This window comes from Tropicimonas sp. (assembly GCF_047971885.1).
GTDB lineage: Bacteria > Pseudomonadota > Alphaproteobacteria > Rhodobacterales > Rhodobacteraceae > Tropicimonas.
The window spans coordinates 1-20954 of sequence record NZ_JBKEAE010000038.1; the positions used below are offsets into that span (position 1 = coordinate 1).

Annotated in this window: 21 protein-coding genes, 1 tRNA gene and 1 pseudogene; 9 read left to right on the forward strand and 14 right to left on the reverse strand. The window is 64.1% G+C overall.

The window, feature by feature from the left end:
• From ACK5IR_RS04490 to mutM, 10 genes and pseudogenes are all read right to left on the reverse strand, one after another.
• Window positions 1-319, reverse strand: a pseudogene (locus tag ACK5IR_RS04490) (IS66 family transposase); the annotation flags it as partial.
• 60 nt (window positions 320-379) lie between these two features.
• Window positions 380-730, reverse strand: coding sequence for an IS66 family insertion sequence element accessory protein TnpB (gene tnpB, locus ACK5IR_RS04495; protein WP_416926340.1), 351 nt, complete (start codon window positions 728-730; stop codon window positions 380-382).
• Entirely contained in the window at window positions 727-1131 is a 405-nt protein-coding gene (tnpA, locus tag ACK5IR_RS04500; protein ID WP_416926342.1) for an IS66-like element accessory protein TnpA, read from the reverse strand. Before tnpA ends, tnpB begins: the two co-directional genes overlap by 4 nt.
• 158 nt (window positions 1132-1289) lie before the next feature.
• The gene (gene gyrB, locus ACK5IR_RS04505; RefSeq protein WP_416926344.1) at window positions 1290-3707 is read right to left on the reverse strand and encodes a DNA topoisomerase (ATP-hydrolyzing) subunit B; all 2418 of its coding nucleotides are present in this window, start codon (window positions 3705-3707) and stop codon (window positions 1290-1292) included.
• Window positions 3708-3959: 252 nt separating this feature from the next.
• Window positions 3960-5066, reverse strand: coding sequence for a DNA replication/repair protein RecF (gene recF / locus ACK5IR_RS04510; protein WP_416926346.1), 1107 nt, complete (start codon window positions 5064-5066; stop codon window positions 3960-3962).
• 42 nt (window positions 5067-5108) lie between these two features.
• Window positions 5109-6227: a DNA polymerase III subunit beta gene (dnaN, locus tag ACK5IR_RS04515; protein ID WP_416926348.1), complete on the reverse strand. Its 1119-nt coding sequence runs from the start codon at window positions 6225-6227 to the stop codon at window positions 5109-5111.
• A 102-nt stretch (window positions 6228-6329) separates the two neighbouring features.
• Window positions 6330-7712, reverse strand: coding sequence for a chromosomal replication initiator protein DnaA (gene dnaA / locus ACK5IR_RS04520; protein ID WP_416926350.1), 1383 nt, complete (start codon window positions 7710-7712; stop codon window positions 6330-6332).
• Between the two features lie 563 nt (window positions 7713-8275).
• On the reverse strand, window positions 8276-8542 hold the full coding sequence (rpsT, locus tag ACK5IR_RS04525; RefSeq protein WP_416926352.1) for a 30S ribosomal protein S20: 267 nt from the start codon (window positions 8540-8542) through the stop codon (window positions 8276-8278).
• A gap of 88 nt (window positions 8543-8630) precedes the next feature.
• Window positions 8631-9407 carry an enoyl-CoA hydratase gene (locus ACK5IR_RS04530; protein ID WP_416926354.1) on the reverse strand — a complete coding sequence of 259 codons (777 nt, stop codon included), beginning with the start codon at window positions 9405-9407 and terminating at the stop codon, window positions 8631-8633.
• 64 nt (window positions 9408-9471) lie between these two features.
• A complete protein-coding gene (gene mutM / locus ACK5IR_RS04535; protein ID WP_416926356.1) occupies window positions 9472-10323 on the reverse strand; it encodes a bifunctional DNA-formamidopyrimidine glycosylase/DNA-(apurinic or apyrimidinic site) lyase in 852 nt (283 codons plus the stop codon).
• Window positions 10324-10416: 93 nt separating this feature from the next.
• Here mutM and ubiE point away from each other — a divergent pair, with 93 nt between their 5' ends.
• Window positions 10417-11169, forward strand: a complete 753-nt coding sequence (gene ubiE / locus ACK5IR_RS04540) for a bifunctional demethylmenaquinone methyltransferase/2-methoxy-6-polyprenyl-1,4-benzoquinol methylase UbiE (protein ID WP_416926358.1) — start codon at window positions 10417-10419, stop codon at window positions 11167-11169.
• 4 nt (window positions 11170-11173) lie between these two features.
• A complete protein-coding gene (gene ubiB, locus ACK5IR_RS04545) occupies window positions 11174-12706 on the forward strand; it encodes a 2-polyprenylphenol 6-hydroxylase (RefSeq protein ID WP_416926360.1) in 1533 nt (510 codons plus the stop codon).
• A 21-nt stretch (window positions 12707-12727) separates the two neighbouring features.
• Here ubiB and ACK5IR_RS04550 read toward each other — a convergent pair whose 3' ends face one another.
• A complete protein-coding gene (locus ACK5IR_RS04550) occupies window positions 12728-13399 on the reverse strand; it encodes a flagellar hook capping FlgD N-terminal domain-containing protein (protein WP_416926362.1) in 672 nt (223 codons plus the stop codon).
• Between the two features lie 7 nt (window positions 13400-13406).
• Window positions 13407-14822: a flagellar hook-length control protein FliK gene (locus ACK5IR_RS04555; protein WP_416926364.1), complete on the reverse strand. Its 1416-nt coding sequence runs from the start codon at window positions 14820-14822 to the stop codon at window positions 13407-13409.
• A 112-nt stretch (window positions 14823-14934) separates the two neighbouring features.
• Between ACK5IR_RS04555 and ACK5IR_RS04560 the strand changes: the two genes are divergently transcribed.
• The 6 genes from ACK5IR_RS04560 (at window position 14935) to ACK5IR_RS04585 (ending at window position 18266) form a co-directional block, all read left to right on the forward strand.
• On the forward strand, window positions 14935-15237 hold the full coding sequence (locus ACK5IR_RS04560; RefSeq protein WP_416926366.1) for a rod-binding protein: 303 nt from the start codon (window positions 14935-14937) through the stop codon (window positions 15235-15237).
• On the forward strand, window positions 15221-15571 hold the full coding sequence (locus ACK5IR_RS04565) for a hypothetical protein (RefSeq protein ID WP_416926368.1): 351 nt from the start codon (window positions 15221-15223) through the stop codon (window positions 15569-15571). Before ACK5IR_RS04560 ends, ACK5IR_RS04565 begins: the two co-directional genes overlap by 17 nt.
• 208 nt (window positions 15572-15779) lie before the next feature.
• Window positions 15780-16604: a flagellin gene (locus ACK5IR_RS04570; protein WP_416926370.1), complete on the forward strand. Its 825-nt coding sequence runs from the start codon at window positions 15780-15782 to the stop codon at window positions 16602-16604.
• Window positions 16605-16690: 86 nt separating this feature from the next.
• Window positions 16691-17068, forward strand: a complete 378-nt coding sequence (gene flaF, locus ACK5IR_RS04575; RefSeq protein ID WP_416926371.1) for a flagellar biosynthesis regulator FlaF — start codon at window positions 16691-16693, stop codon at window positions 17066-17068.
• Window positions 17065-17469: a flagellar biosynthesis repressor FlbT gene (gene flbT / locus ACK5IR_RS04580; RefSeq protein ID WP_416926373.1), complete on the forward strand. Its 405-nt coding sequence runs from the start codon at window positions 17065-17067 to the stop codon at window positions 17467-17469. Before flaF ends, flbT begins: the two co-directional genes overlap by 4 nt.
• Window positions 17466-18266: a DUF1217 domain-containing protein gene (locus ACK5IR_RS04585; protein WP_416926375.1), complete on the forward strand. Its 801-nt coding sequence runs from the start codon at window positions 17466-17468 to the stop codon at window positions 18264-18266. Before flbT ends, ACK5IR_RS04585 begins: the two co-directional genes overlap by 4 nt.
• 120 nt (window positions 18267-18386) lie before the next feature.
• Here the strand turns inward: ACK5IR_RS04585 and ACK5IR_RS04590 are convergent, their stop codons facing one another.
• Both ACK5IR_RS04590 and ACK5IR_RS04595 read right to left on the reverse strand, forming a co-directional pair.
• A complete protein-coding gene (locus ACK5IR_RS04590) occupies window positions 18387-19325 on the reverse strand; it encodes a sugar kinase (RefSeq protein WP_416926377.1) in 939 nt (312 codons plus the stop codon).
• 338 nt (window positions 19326-19663) lie between these two features.
• A tRNA-Ser gene (locus ACK5IR_RS04595) sits at window positions 19664-19753 on the reverse strand.
• Between the two features lie 312 nt (window positions 19754-20065).
• On the opposite strand from ACK5IR_RS04595, the gene ACK5IR_RS04600 reads away from it, so the two are divergent.
• Window positions 20066-20938 (forward strand): SPOR domain-containing protein, encoded by an 873-nt coding sequence (locus ACK5IR_RS04600; RefSeq protein ID WP_416926379.1) that lies wholly within the window; start codon window positions 20066-20068, stop codon window positions 20936-20938.
• Window positions 20939-20954 lie beyond the last annotated feature (16 nt).

The window sequence follows — 20954 nt, forward strand, 5'->3', positions numbered from 1 at the left end:
TGCGGCGCTCGAAGGACGCCACCTTCGTCGTCTTCTCTGCCGCCTTCTCGACCCGGATGGCATCCTCGGCCGCGGCGGTTTCCAGCTCCTCGAGCTGCAGTTCGAGCTGGTCGATCAGCCGAGCGGTGCGCTCGGCCTTGTGGCCGTACTTGTCGCGCTTGAGCATCGCGATCTCGAGCTTCAGGCCCGCGATCATCGCCTCGGAGGTCGAGACCACCGCACGGGCCTGTGCGAGTTCGGCTTCGGCGGCCGCCGCACGCCCCTCGGCCGCAGCGAGTGCGGCAAGCAATTTCTCGATCTCTGAGGCCGTCTCGGACATGGCTGAGACCTACCATGCCGGTCCAGCAAAGCACATTGGAAAAAGGCTGATGAAGCCGATTTATCCCGCTTTTGCAGGGCGTTGCGTCCAGCGAGGATTGCGCCAATCGATCCCTTCCAGAAGATAGGCCAACTGGGCCGCGGATACCTGAACCGCCTCGCCGGATCCGCTCGCCGGCCAGATGAATTTACCGGCCTCCAGCCGCTTGGTGTAGAGCGACATGCCGACACCGTCGTGCCAGATCAGTTTCACCAGATCGCCCCGGCGCCCACGGAAGCAAAATATCTCGCCCGCATGCGGATCGCGCCCGAGCCCCTGCTGGACCTGCAGCGCCAGCGTGTTCATGCCCCGCCGCATGTCCGTCACGCCCCCCGCAATCCAGACCTTCACGCCGGCCGGAAACGCGATCATCGGCCGTCCACCACGGAAAGGAGCCGGGCCAGCGCCACCGGATCCACGTTGGCCGGGACAGCAAGCTGGCGCCCGTTCCTCAAGGCGATCTCGACCCGGGCTTCCGGATTCGGCGGCACCGGTACCGGTGATGCCATAGCCGGTGGCTCGGCAGAACCCGTCAGCGGAATGAACGCCGGCGAACCCGCGCCGGAGAGTTCCCCGTTGCGGTATTGTCGCCGCCAGACCGTTAGCAGGGACCGCGAAATGCCATGAAGTCTCGCCGTCGCGCTTACCTGGCGATGTCCGGAAAAACTCTCCTCGACGATCCGGATCTTGTCCGCATCGCTCCAATGCCGCCGACGCACGCCGTCCGCGGCGGACAAAACTTCAATCTGGGATTCGGATGTAAGGTCGCGCATAAGGTCGGACCTATCACCGAAACGCATAATCCGTCAGACGGCCCTCGCCGGAGGAATACGCTGAAGCGGCTGTTCCGGGCGAAAGAAGAACGGCAGCTTCGTTCCGCCCAGCCGACGCTTGCGAACGATCGATTCTCGTGGCCGAAATGCCGTATCGCTCAGGTATCCAGGTTCTCGACGCTCAGCGCGTTGGTCTGGATGAACTCGCGGCGAGGTTCCACGACATCGCCCATCAGCTTGGTGAAGATGTCGTCGGCCTCGGCCATGTCGTCGACGCGGACCTGCAGCAGGCGGCGTTCGTTGGGGTCGAGGGTGGTTTCCCACAACTGCTCCGGGTTCATTTCGCCCAGACCCTTGTAGCGCTGGAGCGTGAGCCCGCGCTGCCCTTCCTCGAGGATCGCGTCCAGCAATCCGACCGGTCCGTGAATGTCCGTCGTCCGGTCGCGGCGCAGAAGCGTCGCGGTTCGGGCATAGACCTCCTGAAGGGCGGCCGTATGGGTGCCAAGGCGCCGGGCCTCGGCGCAGCGCAGCACGGGCCCGTCGAGGCGCCGAACCTCCTCGACGCCGCGCACAATGCGGGCGAGGCGGATACCGCCGTCCTGGGTCTGGCGGCCCTGCCATCCGCGCTCGTATTCCAGTGAAACCGCATCGAGCCGCGCCGCCACGCGGTCGGCAACCCCCTGAAGATCGGATTCGACACGGCCCGGAAGAAAGGCGCCGGCGATCGCCGCCTGTTCGAGGATATGCTGCGGGTAAAGCGTCGGAAATGCCTGCAGCAGACGCTGCACCTGACGGGCATCGTCGACCACGCGTGTAAGGTCCTGCCCGACGATTTCCTCGCCCGAGCCGAGCCGGAGGCGCGCGCCCTCGACCCCCATCTCGACGAGGTAATCGTCGAGCGCCGGCTGGTCCTTCAGATAGACCTCGGACTTGCCGCGGCTGACCTTGTACAGCGGCGGCTGGGCGATGAAGAGATTTCCGTGGTCGATGATCTGCGGCATCTGGCGGAAGAAGAAGGTGAGCAGCAGCGTGCGGATATGCGCGCCGTCGACATCCGCGTCCGTCATGATGATGATCTTGTGGTAGCGCAGCTTGTCGATATCGAATTCGTCGCGGCCGATGCCGGTGCCGAGCGCGGTGATCAGGGTTCCGATCTCCTGACTGCCGAGCATCCGGTCAAATCGTGCCCGCTCCACGTTCAGGATCTTGCCGCGAAGCGGCAGCACCGCCTGATTGAGGCGATGGCGCCCCTGCTTGGCCGAGCCGCCGGCGGAATCGCCCTCCACCAGGAAAAGCTCGGATTTCGCCGGGTCCTTTTCCTGACAATCGGCCAGCTTGCCGGGAAGCGAGGCGACATCCATTGCCGTCTTGCGCCGGGTCAGTTCGCGCGCCTTGCGCGCCGCCTCGCGCGCCAGCGCCGCTTCGATGATCTTGCCGACGATGCTCCTTGCCTCGGTGGGATGCTCCTCGAACCACTCGCCGAGCTTTTCGTTGACCAGCCCTTCGACGGCGGGGCGCACTTCGGAGCTGACAAGCTTGTCCTTGGTCTGGGACGAGAACTTTGGATCCGGCACCTTGACCGACAGAACGCAGGTCAGCCCTTCGCGCGCGTCGTCGCCGGTAAAGTTGACCTTTTCTTTGCGGGCGATGCCGCTGACACCGGCATAATGGTTGATCGAGCGGGTCAGCGCACCGCGGAACCCCGCCAGATGGGTGCCGCCGTCGCGCTGGGGAATGTTGTTGGTGAAGGGCAGCACCGTCTCGTGATAACTGTCGTTCCACCACATTGCGACCTCGACGCCAATCCCGTCGCGGTCGCCGGCGATATAGATCGGCGCGTCCATCACCGGTGTCTTGTGGCGGTCGAGGTACCTGACGAATTCGCGCACGCCGCCGTCATACACCATGTCGGCTTCCAGCGGTTCGCCGGGCCTTTCGTCACGCAGCAGGATGCGAACCCCGGAATTCAGGAAGGCCAGTTCGCGCAGCCGGTTTTCAAGCGTCTTGAACGAATAGTCGAGGTTCGAGAAGGTCCGGGTCGAGGCCATGAAGGTGACTTCGGTCCCCCTGCGGCCGTTCGCCGGGCCGACCACCCGCAGATGTTCGGTGCAGTCGCCGTGCTCGAAGCGGGCCAGATGTTCCTTGCCGTCGCGCCAGATGCGCAGTTCGAGCCAGTCCGACAGCGCATTCACCACCGAAACGCCAACCCCGTGCAATCCGCCCGAAACCTTGTAGGAATTCTGGTCGAATTTGCCACCGGCATGAAGCTGGGTCATGATGACCTCGGCAGCGCTGACACCTTCTTCGGGGTGGATGTCGACGGGGATCCCGCGGCCGTTGTCGGTTACCGAAACGCTGCTGTCGGGGTTGATGGTGACGGTGACCGCATCGGCATGGCCGGCCAGCGCCTCGTCGATGCCGTTGTCGACGACCTCGTAGACCATGTGGTGCAGGCCCGAGCCGTCGTCGGTGTCGCCGATATACATGCCGGGCCGTTTGCGTACTGCCTCCAACCCTTTGAGAACCTTGATCGATTCTGCGCCATACTCTTCCGGCTTGGTCGCGTCGTCTGCCATTCGGTCAATCCTTGATAACGTTAGCATTTTATATCGGCCCGGTGATGGAATGTCACGCGGCAGACACAATATTTGGTGGCACGCCGGGCGCTTTATACGTTCACTGTGAAAAGCGGCGTTTCGTCCGGTTCGGTGGGAGATGCGGCGGCCTGCCGGCCCGCGCCGATATGGGCAAGAGGTTTCTTCCGCCGCTCAGGCAACGGTTCCTTGGCAGGTAGTGGCTTTATCTGCCGTTGCAACCTCCGAATCGGATCACAGCATGCGGATGTCCGATGTGCCGTCGGTATCGTGGACTTCGAGCCGCTGTGTCCGGTCGCCAAGTTCGGCGAACAGCTCCGCTCCGGTTCCGGTCATCCAGGCCTGCGCCCCAAGGGCGGCAATCTCGTCGTAAAGCGCGGCACGGCGGTCGAGGTCCAGATGCGCGGCAACCTCGTCGAGCAACAGCAGGGGCGGGGCGCCGGAATCCTCTGCCAGCGCCCGTGCATTGGCCAGGATCAGCGACAGCAGCAGCGCCTTCTGTTCGCCGGTGGAACTGAGGCGTGCCGCAACCCCCTTGGCGGAATAGAGCGCCGCCAGATCGCTTCGATGCGGCCCGCGCAGGGTTCGCCCCGCGACCAGATCGGCACGACGGCTTTCTGAAAACGCGCTCAGAAGATCCTCCCGGGTCAGGGGCAGGGTCTCTTCCTCGGGCCCCGAAAGCGCAAGCCGTGCCGAGGGAAAGGCGGTTCGCGAACCCTGCTGCGCCCGTTCTATCCGGGCGATGACGCTCAGGCGATTGTCCTGGATTGCCGCGCCCTCGGCCGCCATACGCGCTTCCAGCGCCCCGTACCAGCCGCCATCGCGCACCTGATCCTTCAGCAACCTGTTGCGTTCGCGCATCGCCTTTTCATAGTTCAGCACCGCTTCCGCATGATCGGGGATGAAACTCATCACCATGCGGTCGAGGAACCGGCGGCGCCCCTCGGCGCCTTCGATCCACAGCCGGTCCATGGCGGGAACCAGCCAGACCAGCCGGACGACACGCCCCAGCGCGATCTGCGGCACCGCCTTGCCGTCGAGTGCCACCTGCCGCCCGCTGCCGCCTTCCGACCAGGTAGCGATTTCGTGCGTTCGGCCCTGCGATCCGACCAGCGCACCAATCTTCCAGCCCAGCCCCTCGGGGCAGCGGCTCATTTCATCGGTGGTGGCGCGCCGGAAGCCGCGCCCTGGCGACAGCAGCGAAACGGCCTCGAGCAGGTTGGTCTTGCCCGATCCGTTCGGCCCGAACACGGCAACCGGCTCCGGCCCGACCGCAAGCCGGACCGACCGGTGCGACCGGAAATGCGACAGCGTCAGCGATGACAGGAAGAGACCGGCCATGATGCCGGTCTCAGGGTCCTGTGGGCGCGGGGCGGTGGCGGGTCATACGCGCATCGGCATGACGACATAGACCGCGCTGGTATCGGAACCTTCGCGCATCAGCGTCGGATCGCCCGAGGAATTGAACATGAAGACCGCATTCTCGCGGTCGACCTGGCTGGCGATCTCGAGCAGGTATTTCGCGTTGAAGCCGATTTCCAGCCGCTCGTCGCCATAGGCGACCGAAAGCTCTTCCTCGGCGGCGCCGCTGTCGGGCGCGTTGACCGAAAGCACCAGCCTGTCTTCGTCGAGTGCCAGTTTCACCGCGCGCGAGCGCTCCGACGAAACCGTGGCGACCCGGTCGACCGCGCGGGCGAATTCGGCCGCGTCCACCTCCAGCCGGCGCGGATTGCCAACCGGGATGACCCGGGCGTAATCGGGGAAGGTCCCGTCGATGACCTTGGAGGTCAGGGTGATTTCCGGTGTGGCGAAACGTATCTTGGTCTCCGAGACCGAGACGGCGATCTGCGCCTCGTCGTCGTCCAGAAGCTTGCGCAACTCGCCCACCGTCTTGCGCGGAACGATCACGCCAGGCATGGTTTCGGCGCCGGGCGGCAGATCCGCGTCGATCCGCGCGAGGCGATGGCCATCGGTCGCGACACAGCGCAGCACCTTGCCCGATTCACCGTCGGCCACATGCATGTAGACGCCGTTCAGGTAATACCGGGTCTCTTCGGTTGAAATGGCGAATTTCGACTTGTCGAACAGCCTCCGCAGGACAGGTGCCGGTGCGGCGAAATTCGATGTATATTCCGCATTCGCCATCACCGGGAAGTCTTCCCTGGGCAGCGTGGCAAGGGTGAAATGCGAGCGCCCGGCCTCGACGGTCAGGCGTCCGGATGTGCCGTCGTCGCTCAGCCGCACCAGCGCGCCGTCGGGCAGTTTGCGGACGATCTCGTGCAGGGTGACGGCCGAAACGGTGGTTGCGCCCGCCCGCTCGACCTGCGCCGGCGCCCTGTCCACCACCTCGATATCCAGATCGGTCGCCCTGAAGCTGGCCGTGCTGCCCTCGGCCTCGATCAGCACATTGGCCAGAATCGGGATCGTGTTGCGCCGCTCGACAACGGATTGCGCCTGAGACACTGCCCTGAGCAGGTCGCTGCGTTCGATGCTGATCTTCATGCACCCGCTCCCATTTCCACCGGGACCGCCACCCTATCGCTTTCGCCCCGCCTTACAAGTGCTTATTCGCCACGCTCTGGTCGGGCAAAGGCCGGATGCGGCTCAGGCCTCCAGCATCCGGCGCAGGAGTTCCACATCTTCCGCGATCTGGTTGTCCACGGCCTTGAGTTCCCCGATCCGGCGCACCGCGTGCATGACGGTGGTGTGGGCCCGCCCGCCGAAGCGGCGCCCGATCTCGGGCAGCGAACTCGAGGTGAGCTGCTTGGCCAGGGACATCGCCATCTGCCGCGGCCGCGCGATGGTTCGATGGCGCTTTGGCCCGATCATGTCGGACATGCGCATGTTGTAATGCTCTGACACCTTGCGCTGGATTTCCTCGACGGTGACCTTGCGATCGGAGGCGCGCAGCACATCCGCCAGACAATCCTGCGTCAGATCGAGCGTGATCTCGCGCCCGACAAGCGAGGCAAAGGCGAAAAGCTTGGTCAGGGCCCCCTCAAGCACCCGGACGTTGGTCGAAATCCTGTGCGCGAGGAACTCGAGAACGCCGTTGCGGATCGCCAGGCCGGGGTAGCTTTCGCGGTATTGCTCGACCTTCTGCTGAAGGATGCCGAGGCGCAGTTCGTAATCGGTCGGATGCAGGTCGACGACAAGGCCGGATTGCAGGCGGCTTGCGATCCGCTCCTCCAGCTTCTTGATCTCGACCGGCGCGCGGTCGGCCGAGATGACGATCTGCTTGTTCTGGTCCACAAGCGCGTTGAAGGTGTGAAAGAACTCCTCCTGCGTGCTGTCCTTGCCGGCGATGAACTGCACGTCGTCGACCATCAGAACGTCGACCGAGCGGAACAGTTCCTTGAACTGCATCGTCCCGTTTTCGCGCAGCGCCTGCACGAAGCGGTACATGAACTGTTCGGCCGAAAGATAGACCACCTTCAGATCCGGCCGGTCGTTCTGCAGCTGCCAGGCGATGGCGTGCATCAGATGGGTCTTGCCAAGACCGACCCCGCCGTAAAGGAACAGGGGGTTGAAACTGACCGGGCCGCCCTCGGCAACGCGCCGTGCTGCGGCATGGGCGAGCTGGTTGGGCTTTCCGACAACGAAGCTGGCAAAGGTGAAACGCCGGTCGAGCGGCGCTCCGGGAAGTTCGGGTGTCGTGGCCGGCTCGCCGGCGCGTGCCGGGGCCTGTCTCGCGCGCTGCATTTCCGCCGCGGGCCCTGCCTTTGCCGCCGCCTGGGCTGCCAGCGCGGAGCAGACGTTGAACTCGATGCGCTCGACCGGCGCGCCGCTGCGGCGAAGGTGGTGCAGGATCTGGTCGCCGAAATTGCGCGATACCCAGTTGCCGATGAAATTGGTTGGAACCTCGAAACGGGCCACCCCGTCTTCCAGAGTCTCGAACTTCAGCGGTTCAATCCAGGTCACAAAATTATTTTTACCCACTGCCTTGAGAAGATCGTCCCGCACATGTCCCCAGGTGTCGCTTGTCATCGTGCTGTTGTCCGTTTCATTCAAATGCCCTCGGTGGGACCCGAACCTGCCTGTTCCGGGACACCTTGGCGCTGCCGCTGCGCTCGACCGAACGGGGATGAAACGTATGCTTTCCGCATCCAATGCACGGAAAGGCAGGTGCAAACACCCTGCAAAAGCACCCCGACAGCCGCCATGGCGGCTGCGGGACGCCTCCGAATCTCTATGGACATGGGCGTTGAAACCAAAAAAACAAGCCGTTTCAAAGCCCGCCTTCGTCAGCGGATCGCAATTGCCGCTGGCGGAAGCCCGATCCGTCACGAAACCGCTCCGGCACCTTCCCAAATGCCCGCGCAGCCCGCATCCGATCCATGTCCCCCCGGACGATGTGAATCGCAGGGACAAGCTACCAACTGGGCGCGAGGGGGTGCAACCGAACTTAAAACTTGACTCACCCTTTGCCACAGCGAATCCGGAAAGTGCTGTTCGGGTAACCGGAAATTAAGGAGTTTTTGCCGCAGTGATTCCCAACGAAAAAGCGCACCCGAAAGGGTGCGCTTGCGGGTGTCGCGATGCTGCGACTGTCAGGCGCCGAGCGCTTTCACGCGCGAGGACAGGCGCGACATCTTGCGCGCCACGGTATTCTTGTGCAGCACACCTTTCGATACGCCGCGCATCAGTTCCGGCTGGGCGGAGCGCAACGCGGCGGCGGCGACGGCCTGGTCACCGGCGGCGATCGCTTCCTCCACGTTCCGCAGGAAGGTGCGGATGCGCGACCGGCGCGCCTTGTTGACGGCATAGCGCCGGGCGTTCTGGCGGGCGCGCTTCTTGGACTGGGGCGAGTTTGCCATGTGTATCGGGTTCCGGATTTCGGTGATTTGTTCCTGAAGCCGCGTCTCTAGGTGGCTTGCCCCTGCGAGTCAACAGGAAAAGGAAACCTCAACGATCGCGGAACTGCGCCTCGCGCTTCTCGACGAAAGCCCGCATGCCCTCGGTCTGATCCTCGGTTGCGAACAGGGCCTGGAACAGGCGCCGCTCAAACAGCAACCCCTCGCTCAGCGGGGTTTCGTAGGCGCGGTTCACCGCTTCCTTCACCGCCATCGCCGTCAGTGCCGACTTGCGCGCGATTTTGCCGGCCGCGCCCATCGCCTCTTCGAGAAGCTTCTTGGCCGGAACCACACGCGAAACCAGCCCGGACCGCTCGGCCTCCTCGGCATCCATGAAACGGCCGGTCAGATGCATGTCCATGGATTTGGACTTGCCGACGAATCGGGTCAGCCGCTGGGTGCCGCCCATACCTGCCACGACACCCAGATTGATCTCGGGCTGTCCGAACTTGGCGGTATCGGCGGCGATGATGAAATCGCACATCATGGCCAGTTCGCAGCCTCCCCCCAGCGCATAACCGGCAACGGCGGCGATGATCGGCTTGCGGATGCGCAGGATGTCGGCCTGATTGTCGCCGAACAGGTCGGCGGCAAAGACATCGACGAAATCCTTCTCCGACATCTCGGCGATATCGGCGCCGGCGGCGAAGGCCTTGTCCGAGCCGGTCAGTACAATGCAGCGGATCTTCTCGTTCGCCTCGGCCTCTTTCAGGGCCTGCCCGAGTTCCCCCAGCAGTTGCGCGTTCAGGGCGTTCATCGCCTCCGGGCGGTTGAGCCTGATAAGACAGACATGATCGGAATTTTCGACGATAAGTGTCTCGAAAGCCATGCGGCCGTGCCTTTCCGTGGTGTCACAGAAGGCAAGGGTTACCATCGTCAGGCGTGCATTCAAGCTATCTTTGGCATTTTCCACAATAGAATGTCGAGCGGCCGGACTGCACGATACGGCGAATCGCGCCATCGCAGCCCGGTGTCCGGCAGGGTTCCCCCTCGCGTCCATAGGCCTGAAACGCATGCTGAAAGTAGCCAAGCTCGCCGTTCGTCTGCCGGTGATCGCGCAGGCTCGAACCGCCGGCGTCGATGGCTTCCTGCAACACCGCGCGAATTATCGGCACAAGTCCGGCGATCCGCCCGGCGGCGATCCGGTCGGCTCGCCGGGTCGGGTCCAGTCCCGCCCGGTGAAGCACTTCGCAGGCATAGATATTGCCCAGCCCGGCGATCGTCCGCTGGTCGAGCAGGGCGGTCTTGATCGGGCTGCGGCGCTGGCTCAGCGCGTGGACGAGGTAGCTTTCGTCGAATGCGTTGCCGAAGGGTTCCGGCCCCAGCCCGGCAAGCAGCGGATGGGCTTCGGCGCGTTCGGTCGCCACCAGATCCATCAGGCCGAAGCGGCGGGCATCGTTGAAGGTGACCTGCGTGCCCGTCTCCATCCGGAGCACCACGTGGTCGTGTCTGCGATCCGGCGCCCGGTCATCGTGGAAATGCGCCTGGTTCGCCATGTCGACAAGCAGGCGTCCCGACATGCCGAGGTGGATCAGCAGCGTTTCCCTGCTCCCGAGGTCGACGAGGATGTATTTGGCGCGCCGGTGCAGCCGCAGTACCCGCTGCCCGCGCAGCCGTTCGGCCATGTGCTCGGGAAAGGGTCGCCGCAGGTCGACGCGCCGCACCTCGGCGTCGACGATCCGGCGCCCTTCCATCGCCGGTTGCAATCCGCGGCGGACGGTTTCGACTTCTGGCAGTTCCGGCAAGCTGTCCCCCTTCGACGCACCCGTCCGCGGGGCGCATTGTAACCCCCGGACAGCACCCTATAAGAAGGGGCGAATCCACGACAGGGCAAGCCCATGACCGACGATACCGGCAGAACCACCCATTTCGGAGAGCGGACCGTTGCCGAGTCCGAGAAGAAAGGTCTTGTTCTGGGGGTGTTTTCGTCGGTGGCGAGCCGCTACGATATCATGAACGACCTGATGAGCGGTGGTATTCACCGCCTGTGGAAGGACGCCATGATGGACTGGCTGGCGCCGCGCGACGGCCAGCGCCTGCTCGACGTGGCCGGCGGAACCGGGGATATAGCGTTCCGATTCCTCAAACGGGCGCCGGGCGCCCGCGCCGTTGTCTGCGACATGACGGCGGAGATGCTTGAGGAAGGGCGCCGGCGCGCCGAGGCGGAGCGGCTGGCGGGCCGTCTGGACTGGGTTGTCGGCGATGCGATGGATCTGCCCTTCGCGGACGAGAGCTTCGATGTGGTCACCAACAGCTTCGGCACCCGCAACGTGACGCGGATCGAGGATTCGCTTGCCGAGGCCTACCGCGTGCTGCGCCCGGGCGGCCGGCTGATGACGCTGGAATTCTCGCAGCTTCCGAACCCGGCCATGCAGTGGATGTATGACCGCTATTCGTTCAACGTGATCCCGGTCATGGGCCGGGTGGTCACCGGCGACCGCGACAGCTATCAGTACCTTGTCGAATCGATCCGCAAGTTTCCCGATCAGGAGCGTTATGCCGCGATGATCCGGGAGGCGGGTTTCGAACAGGTGAAATACCGGAATATGACGATGGGCGTCGTGGCGCTCCATTCGGGATGGAAGATCTGACCCCTTGCGCGGCCCTCACAACATCTGGCGTCTGATCCAGACCGGCGCGACGCTGCAGCGAACCGGTGCCATGGGCGTAGTGCTCGAGGCATTCGACGCGCCGGTGAGCATTCGCATCGTTTCCCGGACACTGGTCTGGCCCTTTGCATGGCTGGGCAAGAAAGGCGATCCGTCGTTGCCGCCGCTGTTGCGGGGGTTGTCGGCGCTCGGGTCGGTCTATGTGAAATTCGGCCAGATCCTCTCGACCCGGCCCGATGTCGTGGGCGCGGACCTGTCGCGGCAACTCAAGGTGTTGCAGGACAAGATGCCGCCGTTTCCGCGATCGGTGGCGATCGACGCGGTGGAACGGGAGCTTGGCATCAGGGTCGAAGAGGTTTTCGAGGAGTTTTCCGAACCCGTTGCTGCGGCGTCGATCGCGCAGGTACACAAGGCCCGGGTCGCGACGACCGGTCGGGAGGTCGCGGTGAAGATCCTGCGCCCCGGCGTCGAGCGCGAGTTCGCGCGGGATTTCGATGCCTTCTATCTGGCCGCGTGGATCATCGAATCTCTGTCGCCGGCGTCGCGGCGGCTCCATCCCAGTGGTGTCATCGAACATTTCGAGACCTCGGTACGCGGCGAGCTTGACCTGCGGCGCGAATCCGCCCTCGCGGCGGAATTCGAGGCCTCGACCGGAGGCGACGCGGGATTCCGGGTTCCGGCGGTGCACTGGAACCTGTCCGCGCGCCGCGTCATGACACTCGACTGGGCCGAGGGGATTTCGGCCAACGACATCGAACTGATCGAGGCGGCGGGGCACGACCGGAAGGCGATCGGCGAGCGGATACTGGGGCTTTTCATCAAGCAGGCGCTGAACGACGGGCTGTTCCATGCCGACATGCATCAGGGCAACCTGAAGATCGCGCCGAACGGCGATGTGATCGCGCTCGATTTCGGCATCATGGGGCGGCTCGACGAATATACGCGCCGGGTCTACGCCGAGATCATCTACGGCTTCATCAAGAAGGACTACCGGCGCGTCGCCGAGGTGCATTTCGAGGCCGGTTACGTGCCGCGGGATCGCGATATAGACGAGTTCGCAAGCGCGCTGCGTTCGGTGGGAGAGCCGATCTTCGGCATGTCCGCCGGCGACATCTCGATCGGGCGGGTGCTCAATTACCTGTTCGAGGTGACCGAGCGGTTCGGCATGGAAACCCGGATGGAACTCATCCATCTGCAACGGACCATGGTGGTGGTCGAGGGCGTGTCGCGCTCGATCTATCCCGACATCAACATGTGGGATGTCGCCCGTCCCGTTGTCGAGGATTATATCAGGACCAATATCGGGCCGCGCGCCCTGCTGCGCGACATCGCGAGAGCGGCGCGGGTCGTGGCGAGGTTCGGCCCGCGCCTGTCGCAGATGGCCGAAGACGCGCTGGCCAACCAGGCCGTCGAGCAGGAGCAGGTGGCCCGGAACACCAGCCTGTTGTTCGGGCTTCTGTGGTTCGGTGCCGGCGCGCTGGCCGCCGCGCTTGTCGGCTGGCTCGTCCTGTCGATCTGAGCGCACGCGCGCCGTGAACGATCAGGTGCCGGCGCGCACTGCGGTCACGTCGTCGACATCGACCGAGATGCCCCCGGTCAGGATCAGCTGTATCCCGGTGTCGCTGCTTCGCGCTTCGGTCACTGCGGCATAGATCTGCGGCTGTGACCGGTCGATCACCTGACCTGTACTGTCATAGGCGATTACCTCGAAACTGTAGGTTCCGCTTTGCAGCAGCGATCCGTTGCCGACCTGCCCATCCCACGCCACCGTCTGGTCCGAGACCGGGATTTCGACCCGGCTCTTCTCGTTGCCCAGAGAATCGTAGGCGACCAGTTCGGCACGGGCGGCGTGGCTCGGCGGCTGCGGTGCAACGGTCACCGGCGAACCGTCGAAATAGGCGGAGGCGGCGACCCGGACCTCGGAACCGATCCAGCCCGCCATCTGCGCCATGCTCGACGCGGCGTTCTGGGAAAGCAGCGCGGTGAGCAGATCGTTCGTCTGCACCTGCTGTTCAACGCTCGAAAAGGTTGCGAGCTGCGTGGCGTATTCGGTCGAATCGATGGGATTCAGCGGATCCTGATTCTGGATCTGCGCGGTCAGCAGGGTCAGGAAGGTATCGAAATCCGAAGCGATGGTATTCGAGCGCGCACTTTGCGCCGAGGTCGTGGCGGCTGTGCCGCTCGTGGCGGTTGTCGGGGTGATGTCGGTCATGCAGCTTTCAGAGCCTTATGTCGATGGTGCCGGAATGGTGTCGGGAGGTGCCTTGCCGGGGCAACGAATCATCGGTGGCCGCATCGGCCAGCGCCGCTTGCACGGAGGGGGTGCCCGGTTTCGATTGCCCGGACCGGCCGGACCCGTTCCAGCCGAAATCCAGTGTCACCTCGTCGTAGCCGCAGGAACGAAGCTCCTGCATCAGCAGGTCCGCGTGCCGCCGGACCAGATCCTGAGTGTCGGTCCGGTCCGCATGAATTACGACGTTCAGGCCCGAATCGGATTGCGAGAAGGCAAGATGCAGGCGCCCGAGTTCGACCGGGTTCAGCCGTACGTCAAGTCGCCCGTCGTTGCCGGCGCGGATTGCCTCGGTGATCTGGGGCAGGGCGCCGCGCAGGAACTCGGGGCGCTGCAAGGTTCCGGCCGGTGCCGGGCCGGTGCCAGACAATCTGCCGGCGGACTCGAAGGGTGCGGCGCCGGTCTCTGCCCCCGGTACCGCGGAATCGACCGCCCGTTCCGGATCGACTTCGGGTGCCATTGCGATGCCGTCTGTCGCCGCGAAACCATGCTGCCGGGGTTCGAAACCAACGCGCCACAGATACGGCGCCTGCGCGCCGCGCATTCGCTCCACCGGTAACGCAGATGTGGGTGACGGAACCTCTTCCGCCGGCGCCACTGACTGCGGTTTGCCGGTCGGGGCGCGCTGGCGCTGCCGGACGGTCTCGGGGTCGGCCAGGGCCACACCCCCGGACGCGTTGGAAAGGCGCCCCCCGCCGGCATCCGGAAGGGCGGTGCCGGCCTTCCCGTCTGTCGCGGGTAGCTGCGCCGCCGGGTCGGCGGCCGATCCCGAATCATCCGGGCCGTCTTGCGGGTGTTCTGCCGCCCCCTCTCCCGGTGCAGGCTGCAGGGCGGCATCGGCGCCCTTCGCAATGCCGGCAGGGGGCGCCGTGGCGATTGCCTCGGATGCCGTCGCAACGGTGCGCCGCAAAGCCGAGCCATCCGCCCCGGGCATTTGGGCTGCATCCTGCTCCATGCCGGTGGATGCTCCGATCTGGCGCGCCACTGCCGTCGCCCCGGCATCCATGGGCCGCTGCGGGTCGGACCGGGCATTCCCGGGCACAGCGGCGACAGGAAGGGCATCGTCGCCCGTCGCGGGAGCCTGAGCCGGCGTTTCGCAACCGGACGTGACCGCATCGCCAGAGGGTTCCCTACCGGACGTGGTGCCCGCCACAACCTGCCGCTGTTGTTCGGCCGGCGAAACGGTCATGCCGGGGAATGCCTCATCCCGCTCCCGGCTGTCGCCGAGGTACTTTCCGAAGGCGCTGTCGCTGCCGCCGCTCCTTTCCGCCTTCTGCGGACGGTCGGGCGGGCCGGCCGAAATTGCCGTCGGCTGCGGTATCGTGGATTGAACGGATGCATCCATGCGGGTTTCGGACCTTTGTATTCGTCTGCGTCCATCCTGACCGCCAGATGTTACCGATCATTTACCCCGCCTGGGCTAATTTGGCCGAAGTTGTCATTCGATGAGGAGGTTGATGGCCTTGTCTTCCGATTTTTCCCCCGTCGGCCCCGCGAACGCGCGCGTCGCGGATGCGGTCCGGGATCGGCAGCTTCGCGCTGCGGCGCAGGAGCTTGAGGCGACCTTTCTTTCCGAAATGCTGAAACACGCCGGTATCGGCGAGGTTTCGGACAGTTTCGGCGGAGGCGAGGGGGAAGCGCAATTCGCCAGCCTGCTGCGCGATGCGCAGGCCCGGGAAATGGCGGCGGCCGGCGGAATCGGCCTTGCCGAATCAATATTCACATTTCTCAGGGAGCGCGCCGATGGAAATGGAAAATGATCTGCCGAACGCGCTGCGTCTTGTGCTGCTGGAAGAGCGGGCGGCGCTCTTGTCGGGTCGGATTTCCGACGCCGGGGCGCTGTCGGGCAGGAAACAGGATCTGGCGGAACGACTGGCCGGTTTGCGGGTCACCGATCCGGACATGCTGCGACAGTTGCATCAGGAGGCGCAGCGCAACGAGGCGCTGTTCGCTGCAGCGCTGAAAGGATTGCAGGCCGCGCGCACGCGGCTCGAGGATATCCGGCGCGTGGTCGGCCACCTCGATACCTATACCAGCCAGGGCTGTCGCCGGGACCTGATCGGAAAGACCGCCACGTTCGAACGTCGGGCCTGACATGCGCGAGTCGACTAAAATTCCAGGAATCGCGGTGGCACGGCTTAGGACTCCATTAGCCCTTTGCGCGCATCACTGATCGCGCACTCGGACAGAGTGGCGCGATCGGTCAGACAGGCCGTCCGTACGGCGCAGAACGCCAGTGAGACGCCGGCCTTGCCGGCAATGACTTCGGCGGAATGCGCCGTATAGGAAGGATATCAGGAAAATGACCAGCATCCTCACGAATACCAGCTCCATGGTCGCCCTTCAGACCCTGCGCTCGATCAACACCAACCTGACCGACGTCCAGAACGAGATCTCGACCGGCAAGACCATCGCCACCGCATCCGACAACTCGTCGATGTGGGCGATCTCGAAGGTGATGGAATCCGATGTCGCCGGCTTCAATGCCGTCGCCGATTCCCTGTCATTCGGCGAATCGACCGTTACCGTGGCCTCGGCCGGGGCGGAACAGATCACCGACATTCTCAAGGACATGAAGCAGAAGATCGTCGCGGCAACAGGCGAGAACGTCGATCACGACCAGTTGACGATCGATATCGACGAGATGAAGGCGACGATCACCGATATCATCTCGGGCTCGCAGTTCAACGGGGCAAACCTGCTGAACACGGCCGGCGGCGATATCACGGTGCTCTCGTCGCTCGACCGGGCGGCGAACGGGGCGGTGACGGCAAAGAACATCACCGTCGCATCGGTGGATTTCGAGGCCAATCTCGATCTGACGACGATCGACGTTTCGGATTCGGCGGCGGCCGATACCTCGCTCGCCGCGATCGAAGCCCTGATCCAGACTGCGGTGGACGGCGCGGCGCAACTGGGTGCCTCGGCGGCGCATATCTCGGAGCAGAACGAGTTCGTCAAGCGGGTGACCGATGCCATGAAGACCGGCATCGGCACGCTTGTCGATGCCGACATGGAAGAGGCATCGGCCCGTCTTCAGGCGCTTCAGGTCCAGCAGCAGCTTGGCGTACAGGCGCTGTCGATCGCCAACCAGGCGCCGCAGACCATCCTGTCGCTCTTCCGCTAAGGGCGACCGCCGGGGCGTGGGTCTCCGCGCCCCGGCACTCCGCATTTCCGATCAAGCCTGAATGAAATCAGCCGGAGGGAACCTCTGTGAACGCTGTAGATCTGGCCAAAACGGCCTATGGCGCCCGGTCGGCGCCGGTACGAACCGCACGGGATACCGAATATGCCCTGTTCGTGCGGGTGACTCAGAAGCTGAAAACGGCTTCCGGCGCGGGTGCCGCGGGAGTTGGCGCGCTTGCCGAGGCACTGCACGAGAACCGCAGACTGTGGATGGTGCTGGCCACCGGCGTTGCCGACAGGGATAACGCCTTGCCGCCGGCACTGCGGGCGCAACTGTTCTACCTGCATGAATTTGTCGTTGCGCACAGCCGCAAGGTCCTGCGCGGAGAGGCCGCGGCAGAGGTGCTTGTCGATATCAATACGGCTGTCATGCGCGGTCTCTCTTCCGGGGGGGGCGGACGGTGACCGGACTGGTTCTCAAACTCGGCCCGAAAGAGCGTGTTCTCATCAATGGCGCGGTGATTGAAAACGGCGAAAAGCGCAGCCGCATCAGCATCGTGACCCCCGACGCCAGCATCCTGCGGCTTCGCGACGCCATCCATCCCGAGGAGGTGACCACACCGGTGCGGCGCGTCTGCTATATCGCGCAACTGGTATTGTCGGGAGATACCGCACCCGATCAGGCCAGGCTGCAGCTTCTGCGCGGGATCGAACAGTTGAGCCAGGTTTTCACCGACCGGGACAGTCGCAGAAATCTGGAGACCGCGACGATCGCGGTGGTCGAAGCCCGTCATTATCAGGTGCTCAGGGCGCTCCGGACCTTGCTGCCGCGCGAGGAGCGCCTTTTCGCCGCGAGAGAACGATGAGCTTTCAACCTGTCCTCCCCATCAGCGGCTACGCTGGCTGGGTATTCCTCAACCGGACGCTGGAAAGTCAGCAGACCGCACATGCGAATTCTGCCGACCAGCGCCGCGATGTCGAATATTTCTCGGACAGGATCGGATCGGTGCGGTCAGCCGACGATCTGGTCAGCGACCGGCGACTGCTGAAGGTGGCGCTGGGGGCGTTCGGGCTCGACAACGATATCGACAACCGCTTCTTCATCAGGAAGGTGCTGGAAGAGGGGACAAGCGAAAAGACGGCGCTGGCCAACAGGCTGGCCGACAAGAGCTACAAGGAATTCAGTGAGGCTTTCGGCTTTGGAAACGGAACGTTGCCGCGAACGGGTCTTGCCGGTTTTGCCGGGCAGATCGTCTCGGCCTATCAGGAGCGGCAGTTCGAAATAGCCGTCGGCGATCAGGATGAGGATCTTCGCCTTGCCCTTACCGCGCAACGTGAACTGGCCGACATAGCGGGTTCCGATGCCTCGGAAGATACCAAATGGTATCGTATTCTCGGGTCGGAGCCGCTGAGGGCAGTGATGGAAACTGCGCTGGGGCTTCCTGAAGCGATCGGCCAGCTCGACCTCGAACGGCAACTCGGCATGTTCAGGGAAAAGGCGGACCGAGCGTTCGGTGCGGACGATATTTCACAATTCGCAGTGAGCGAGAACCTCGACAACCTGATAAAGACCTTCCTGTTGCGGGCTCAGATCGCCGACGGTTCCGGAACCATGTCCTCCAACAGCATTGCCCTGTCGGTTCTTTCTTCCGGCGTCTCCTGACGACCGGTTGTGTTGCGGAAGGACTTTGACGATGGGTGGATAGCCGTCGGTCATGCTGGCCTCTCAAACCGCAGGATGTGAAACCAATCAGCGGCGATGCACTCCATGGCTTCCGCAAGATTACCGGTTGTCGGTGTTCCAGACAGCAAGCGGCACGATGGCTCCGGGGTGGGCAATGACCCGGGCGGCGCAGTTGTGCCCGCTGAGCAGTGCTTCGCCGATGGTCCGGCCCTGTGCGTAAGCGGCGAGGAATCCGCCAACAAAGCTGTCGCCCGCCGCCGTGGTGTCGACCACCTTGTCAGCCCGCCGGAAGAGGGGCAGTTCGACGGGGTGCACCCCGATCGGCAGCGGGCCTTCGCCTCCGCGCTTTAGTGCGCCGAAATCGCAGCCATACCCCTCGATCCGCCGCAACACTGCCGCACCGTCGAAGTCACCGAAAAGCGCGATCTCGTCATCGACCGAGGGAAAGGCCAGATCGCATTTCCGCCAGGCGGTTTCGACCGCTTCCCGTGCTGTCGCCCGGTCTTTCCACAGGCGTGGACGGTAGTTCGAATCGAAGGCGATCTCGCCCCCCCCTGCACGGTAGGCGTCGATCCAGCCGAAAAAGGCGGTGCGCGCCGTGTCGGACAGGATCGCCAGCGTTATCGCCGAGTAATAGACGAGATCGAAGGTTTGGAGCGCCGCGAAATCGGCGCCGCCATCGCCCGAGAACAACGTTCTCGCCGCGGAATTGTCGCGCCAGTAGGTGAAGCTGCGTTCGCCCGCCGCGTCGGTGGTAATGGCGTAGAGCCCGGGAACGCGGCTTTCGTGCTGCCGGATATGCGCGGTGCCGACACCCTCGGTGGCGATGAATCCAAGCATCCGGTCCGACAGAGGGTCGCATCCGACGACCGAGACGAAATCGACCGCATGATCTCCCGGCAGTCCGCGCCTCAGGTAGATGGCGGTGTTCAGCGTATCGCCGGCGTATCCGACCCGTGCGGCGCCGCCCTCCGCCCCCAGCGACAACTCGATCATCGCCTCGCCCACGCAGGCAATTCTCCGCCGGCTTTTCGACATCGCTCTTTTCCCTTTTTCCGATCTGCGTGCAGGTTTGCCACGTTTGGCTGTGTCTTCTCAATAGCCCGGGGGCTCGGAGTGAATCGCGCCGGGTTTGGCGGAGACTGATTTCGGTTGGATACGCGGTCGTAACGTGAACCTGCAGGCGAAGCGCGCCGCAGTTTGCGGCTCGAAAAGGGCGGCTATGAGAGGGAACACATCCGGGCCTTCGCCCAGCATGTCGGGGTCGCGGACGACGCAATCCATGTCAAGGGCACAAAAATACCCCGCTTCGAACGCCGGTTGCGACAAAAGGAGAAAAACCGGAAACAACCGGCGTTCCCGATTTTGTTCCGAAGTGGCGGTGGGTCAGGGATTCGAACCCTGGAAGGGGTCACCCCCTTGCTAGTTTTCAAGACTAGTGCCTTCGACCGCTCGGCCAACCCACCGTATTTCCTGATGCGCAATGAACCTGCTAAACAGTACCCGGTTGAAACACAAGAAGAATAAACTAATACACTGTTTTCATTTACATTTAAACTGATGTTTTGCAAAGAGATCATCAGGTTTCGGGGCCGGTGTCCAAAACGCTCGGCAAAACATGCGTGCGGACTGCGGAACCGGAGAGCCGGTCACAGGTCCGCGCGAAACACGTGATGGTTGTATTTTGTAAACAATTTCGTGCAATCTGGCGGCAATGAACGGCGGGGCCTCGGGCGGTCCGGAGCGCACGGCAAACGTGCGGCGGAAGGGAACAGGAAATGAGCCAGACAGCGCGGTGCAAGCTGGTTGCGGCATGTTCGCTGGCGATGTCGCTGGCCGGGTGTCTTGGGACCGGTCCGGGTGCGGATCGGGCCGCAGTGGCGCAAGCCGTCGTAGCCGGACGGCCGGCGCAGGCGGGGGGTGTGGCGGGCGATGTCGAGGCGCCAGGGGTTTTTTCCGCGCGGGACGAGGGGCTGTGGGACGGACGACCGTCTCTGGGCGGAATCTGGATCGCCTATCCCGATGTTTCCAGCCCGGAACGGGTCATGATCCGCAATACGGCCAATGGCCGGTCCGTCGCGGGCGCCCTGTTCAAGCGCGAGCGCGAGCATCCCGGCCCGAAGTTTCAGGTGTCTTCGGATGCCGCGGCATCGCTGGAATTGCTTGCCGGGCAACCGACGGTGCTGGAGGTCACGGCACTGCGCCGGGTCGCGCCCGCGAGCGAAACGCCCGAGGCGGAGCTATTGTCGGCGGGGGTGGAAGGCCAGGTGGCGGGGGCGAAGCAGGTGTCCGGCGCAGCAGCAGCGGGCGCCGTCGCGCCGGCAGCATCGGCCACAGCCGTGCCGCGCAAGTGGTCGTTGCGCAATTTCTTCCGTCGCGGTGGCACGCAGCAGACGGCAGGGCAGGGTGCGGCGGCTCCCGACAAACCTTATGTCGAGGTGAGCGCCTACCCGGCCGAAGGGGATGCGCTGGAAACCGCCGAGATCCTGCGCCGGAGCGGCCTGCCGCCCGAGGTCTACGCACAGGATGGCCAGGCAGGAAAAACCTGGCGTGTGGTGATTGGTCCGGCCGCCAGTACGGGCGAGCGCGACACACTTTTGCGCAAGGCAGGTGAACTCGGTTTCGCTGACGCCTATGCGGTGGCGCAGTAAGGCGTTAGAACGGCGG

Coding starts and splice junctions, on each gene's coding strand:
- ACK5IR_RS04565 (WP_416926368.1), top strand. CDS start 15,221: ATGGAAATGGAAAATGATCTGCCGAACGCGCTGCGTCTTGTGCTGCTG.
- ACK5IR_RS04550 (WP_416926362.1), bottom strand. CDS start 13,399: ATGACCGACATCACCCCGACAACCGCCACGAGCGGCACAGCCGCCACG.
- gyrB (WP_416926344.1), bottom strand. CDS start 3,707: ATGGCAGACGACGCGACCAAGCCGGAAGAGTATGGCGCAGAATCGATC.
- rpsT (WP_416926352.1), bottom strand. CDS start 8,542: ATGGCAAACTCGCCCCAGTCCAAGAAGCGCGCCCGCCAGAACGCCCGG.
- tnpA (WP_416926342.1), bottom strand. CDS start 1,131: ATGCGCGACCTTACATCCGAATCCCAGATTGAAGTTTTGTCCGCCGCG.
- ACK5IR_RS04585 (WP_416926375.1), top strand. CDS start 17,466: ATGAGCTTTCAACCTGTCCTCCCCATCAGCGGCTACGCTGGCTGGGTA.
- ACK5IR_RS04530 (WP_416926354.1), bottom strand. CDS start 9,407: ATGGCTTTCGAGACACTTATCGTCGAAAATTCCGATCATGTCTGTCTT.
- tnpB (WP_416926340.1), bottom strand. CDS start 730: ATGATCGCGTTTCCGGCCGGCGTGAAGGTCTGGATTGCGGGGGGCGTG.
- ACK5IR_RS04590 (WP_416926377.1), bottom strand. CDS start 19,325: ATGTCGAAAAGCCGGCGGAGAATTGCCTGCGTGGGCGAGGCGATGATC.
- ACK5IR_RS04560 (WP_416926366.1), top strand. CDS start 14,935: ATGGCCTTGTCTTCCGATTTTTCCCCCGTCGGCCCCGCGAACGCGCGC.
- dnaN (WP_416926348.1), bottom strand. CDS start 6,227: ATGAAGATCAGCATCGAACGCAGCGACCTGCTCAGGGCAGTGTCTCAG.
- ubiE (WP_416926358.1), top strand. CDS start 10,417: ATGACCGACGATACCGGCAGAACCACCCATTTCGGAGAGCGGACCGTT.
- recF (WP_416926346.1), bottom strand. CDS start 5,066: ATGGCCGGTCTCTTCCTGTCATCGCTGACGCTGTCGCATTTCCGGTCG.
- ACK5IR_RS04600 (WP_416926379.1), top strand. CDS start 20,066: ATGAGCCAGACAGCGCGGTGCAAGCTGGTTGCGGCATGTTCGCTGGCG.
- ACK5IR_RS04555 (WP_416926364.1), bottom strand. CDS start 14,822: ATGGATGCATCCGTTCAATCCACGATACCGCAGCCGACGGCAATTTCG.
- dnaA (WP_416926350.1), bottom strand. CDS start 7,712: ATGACAAGCGACACCTGGGGACATGTGCGGGACGATCTTCTCAAGGCA.
- ACK5IR_RS04570 (WP_416926370.1), top strand. CDS start 15,780: ATGACCAGCATCCTCACGAATACCAGCTCCATGGTCGCCCTTCAGACC.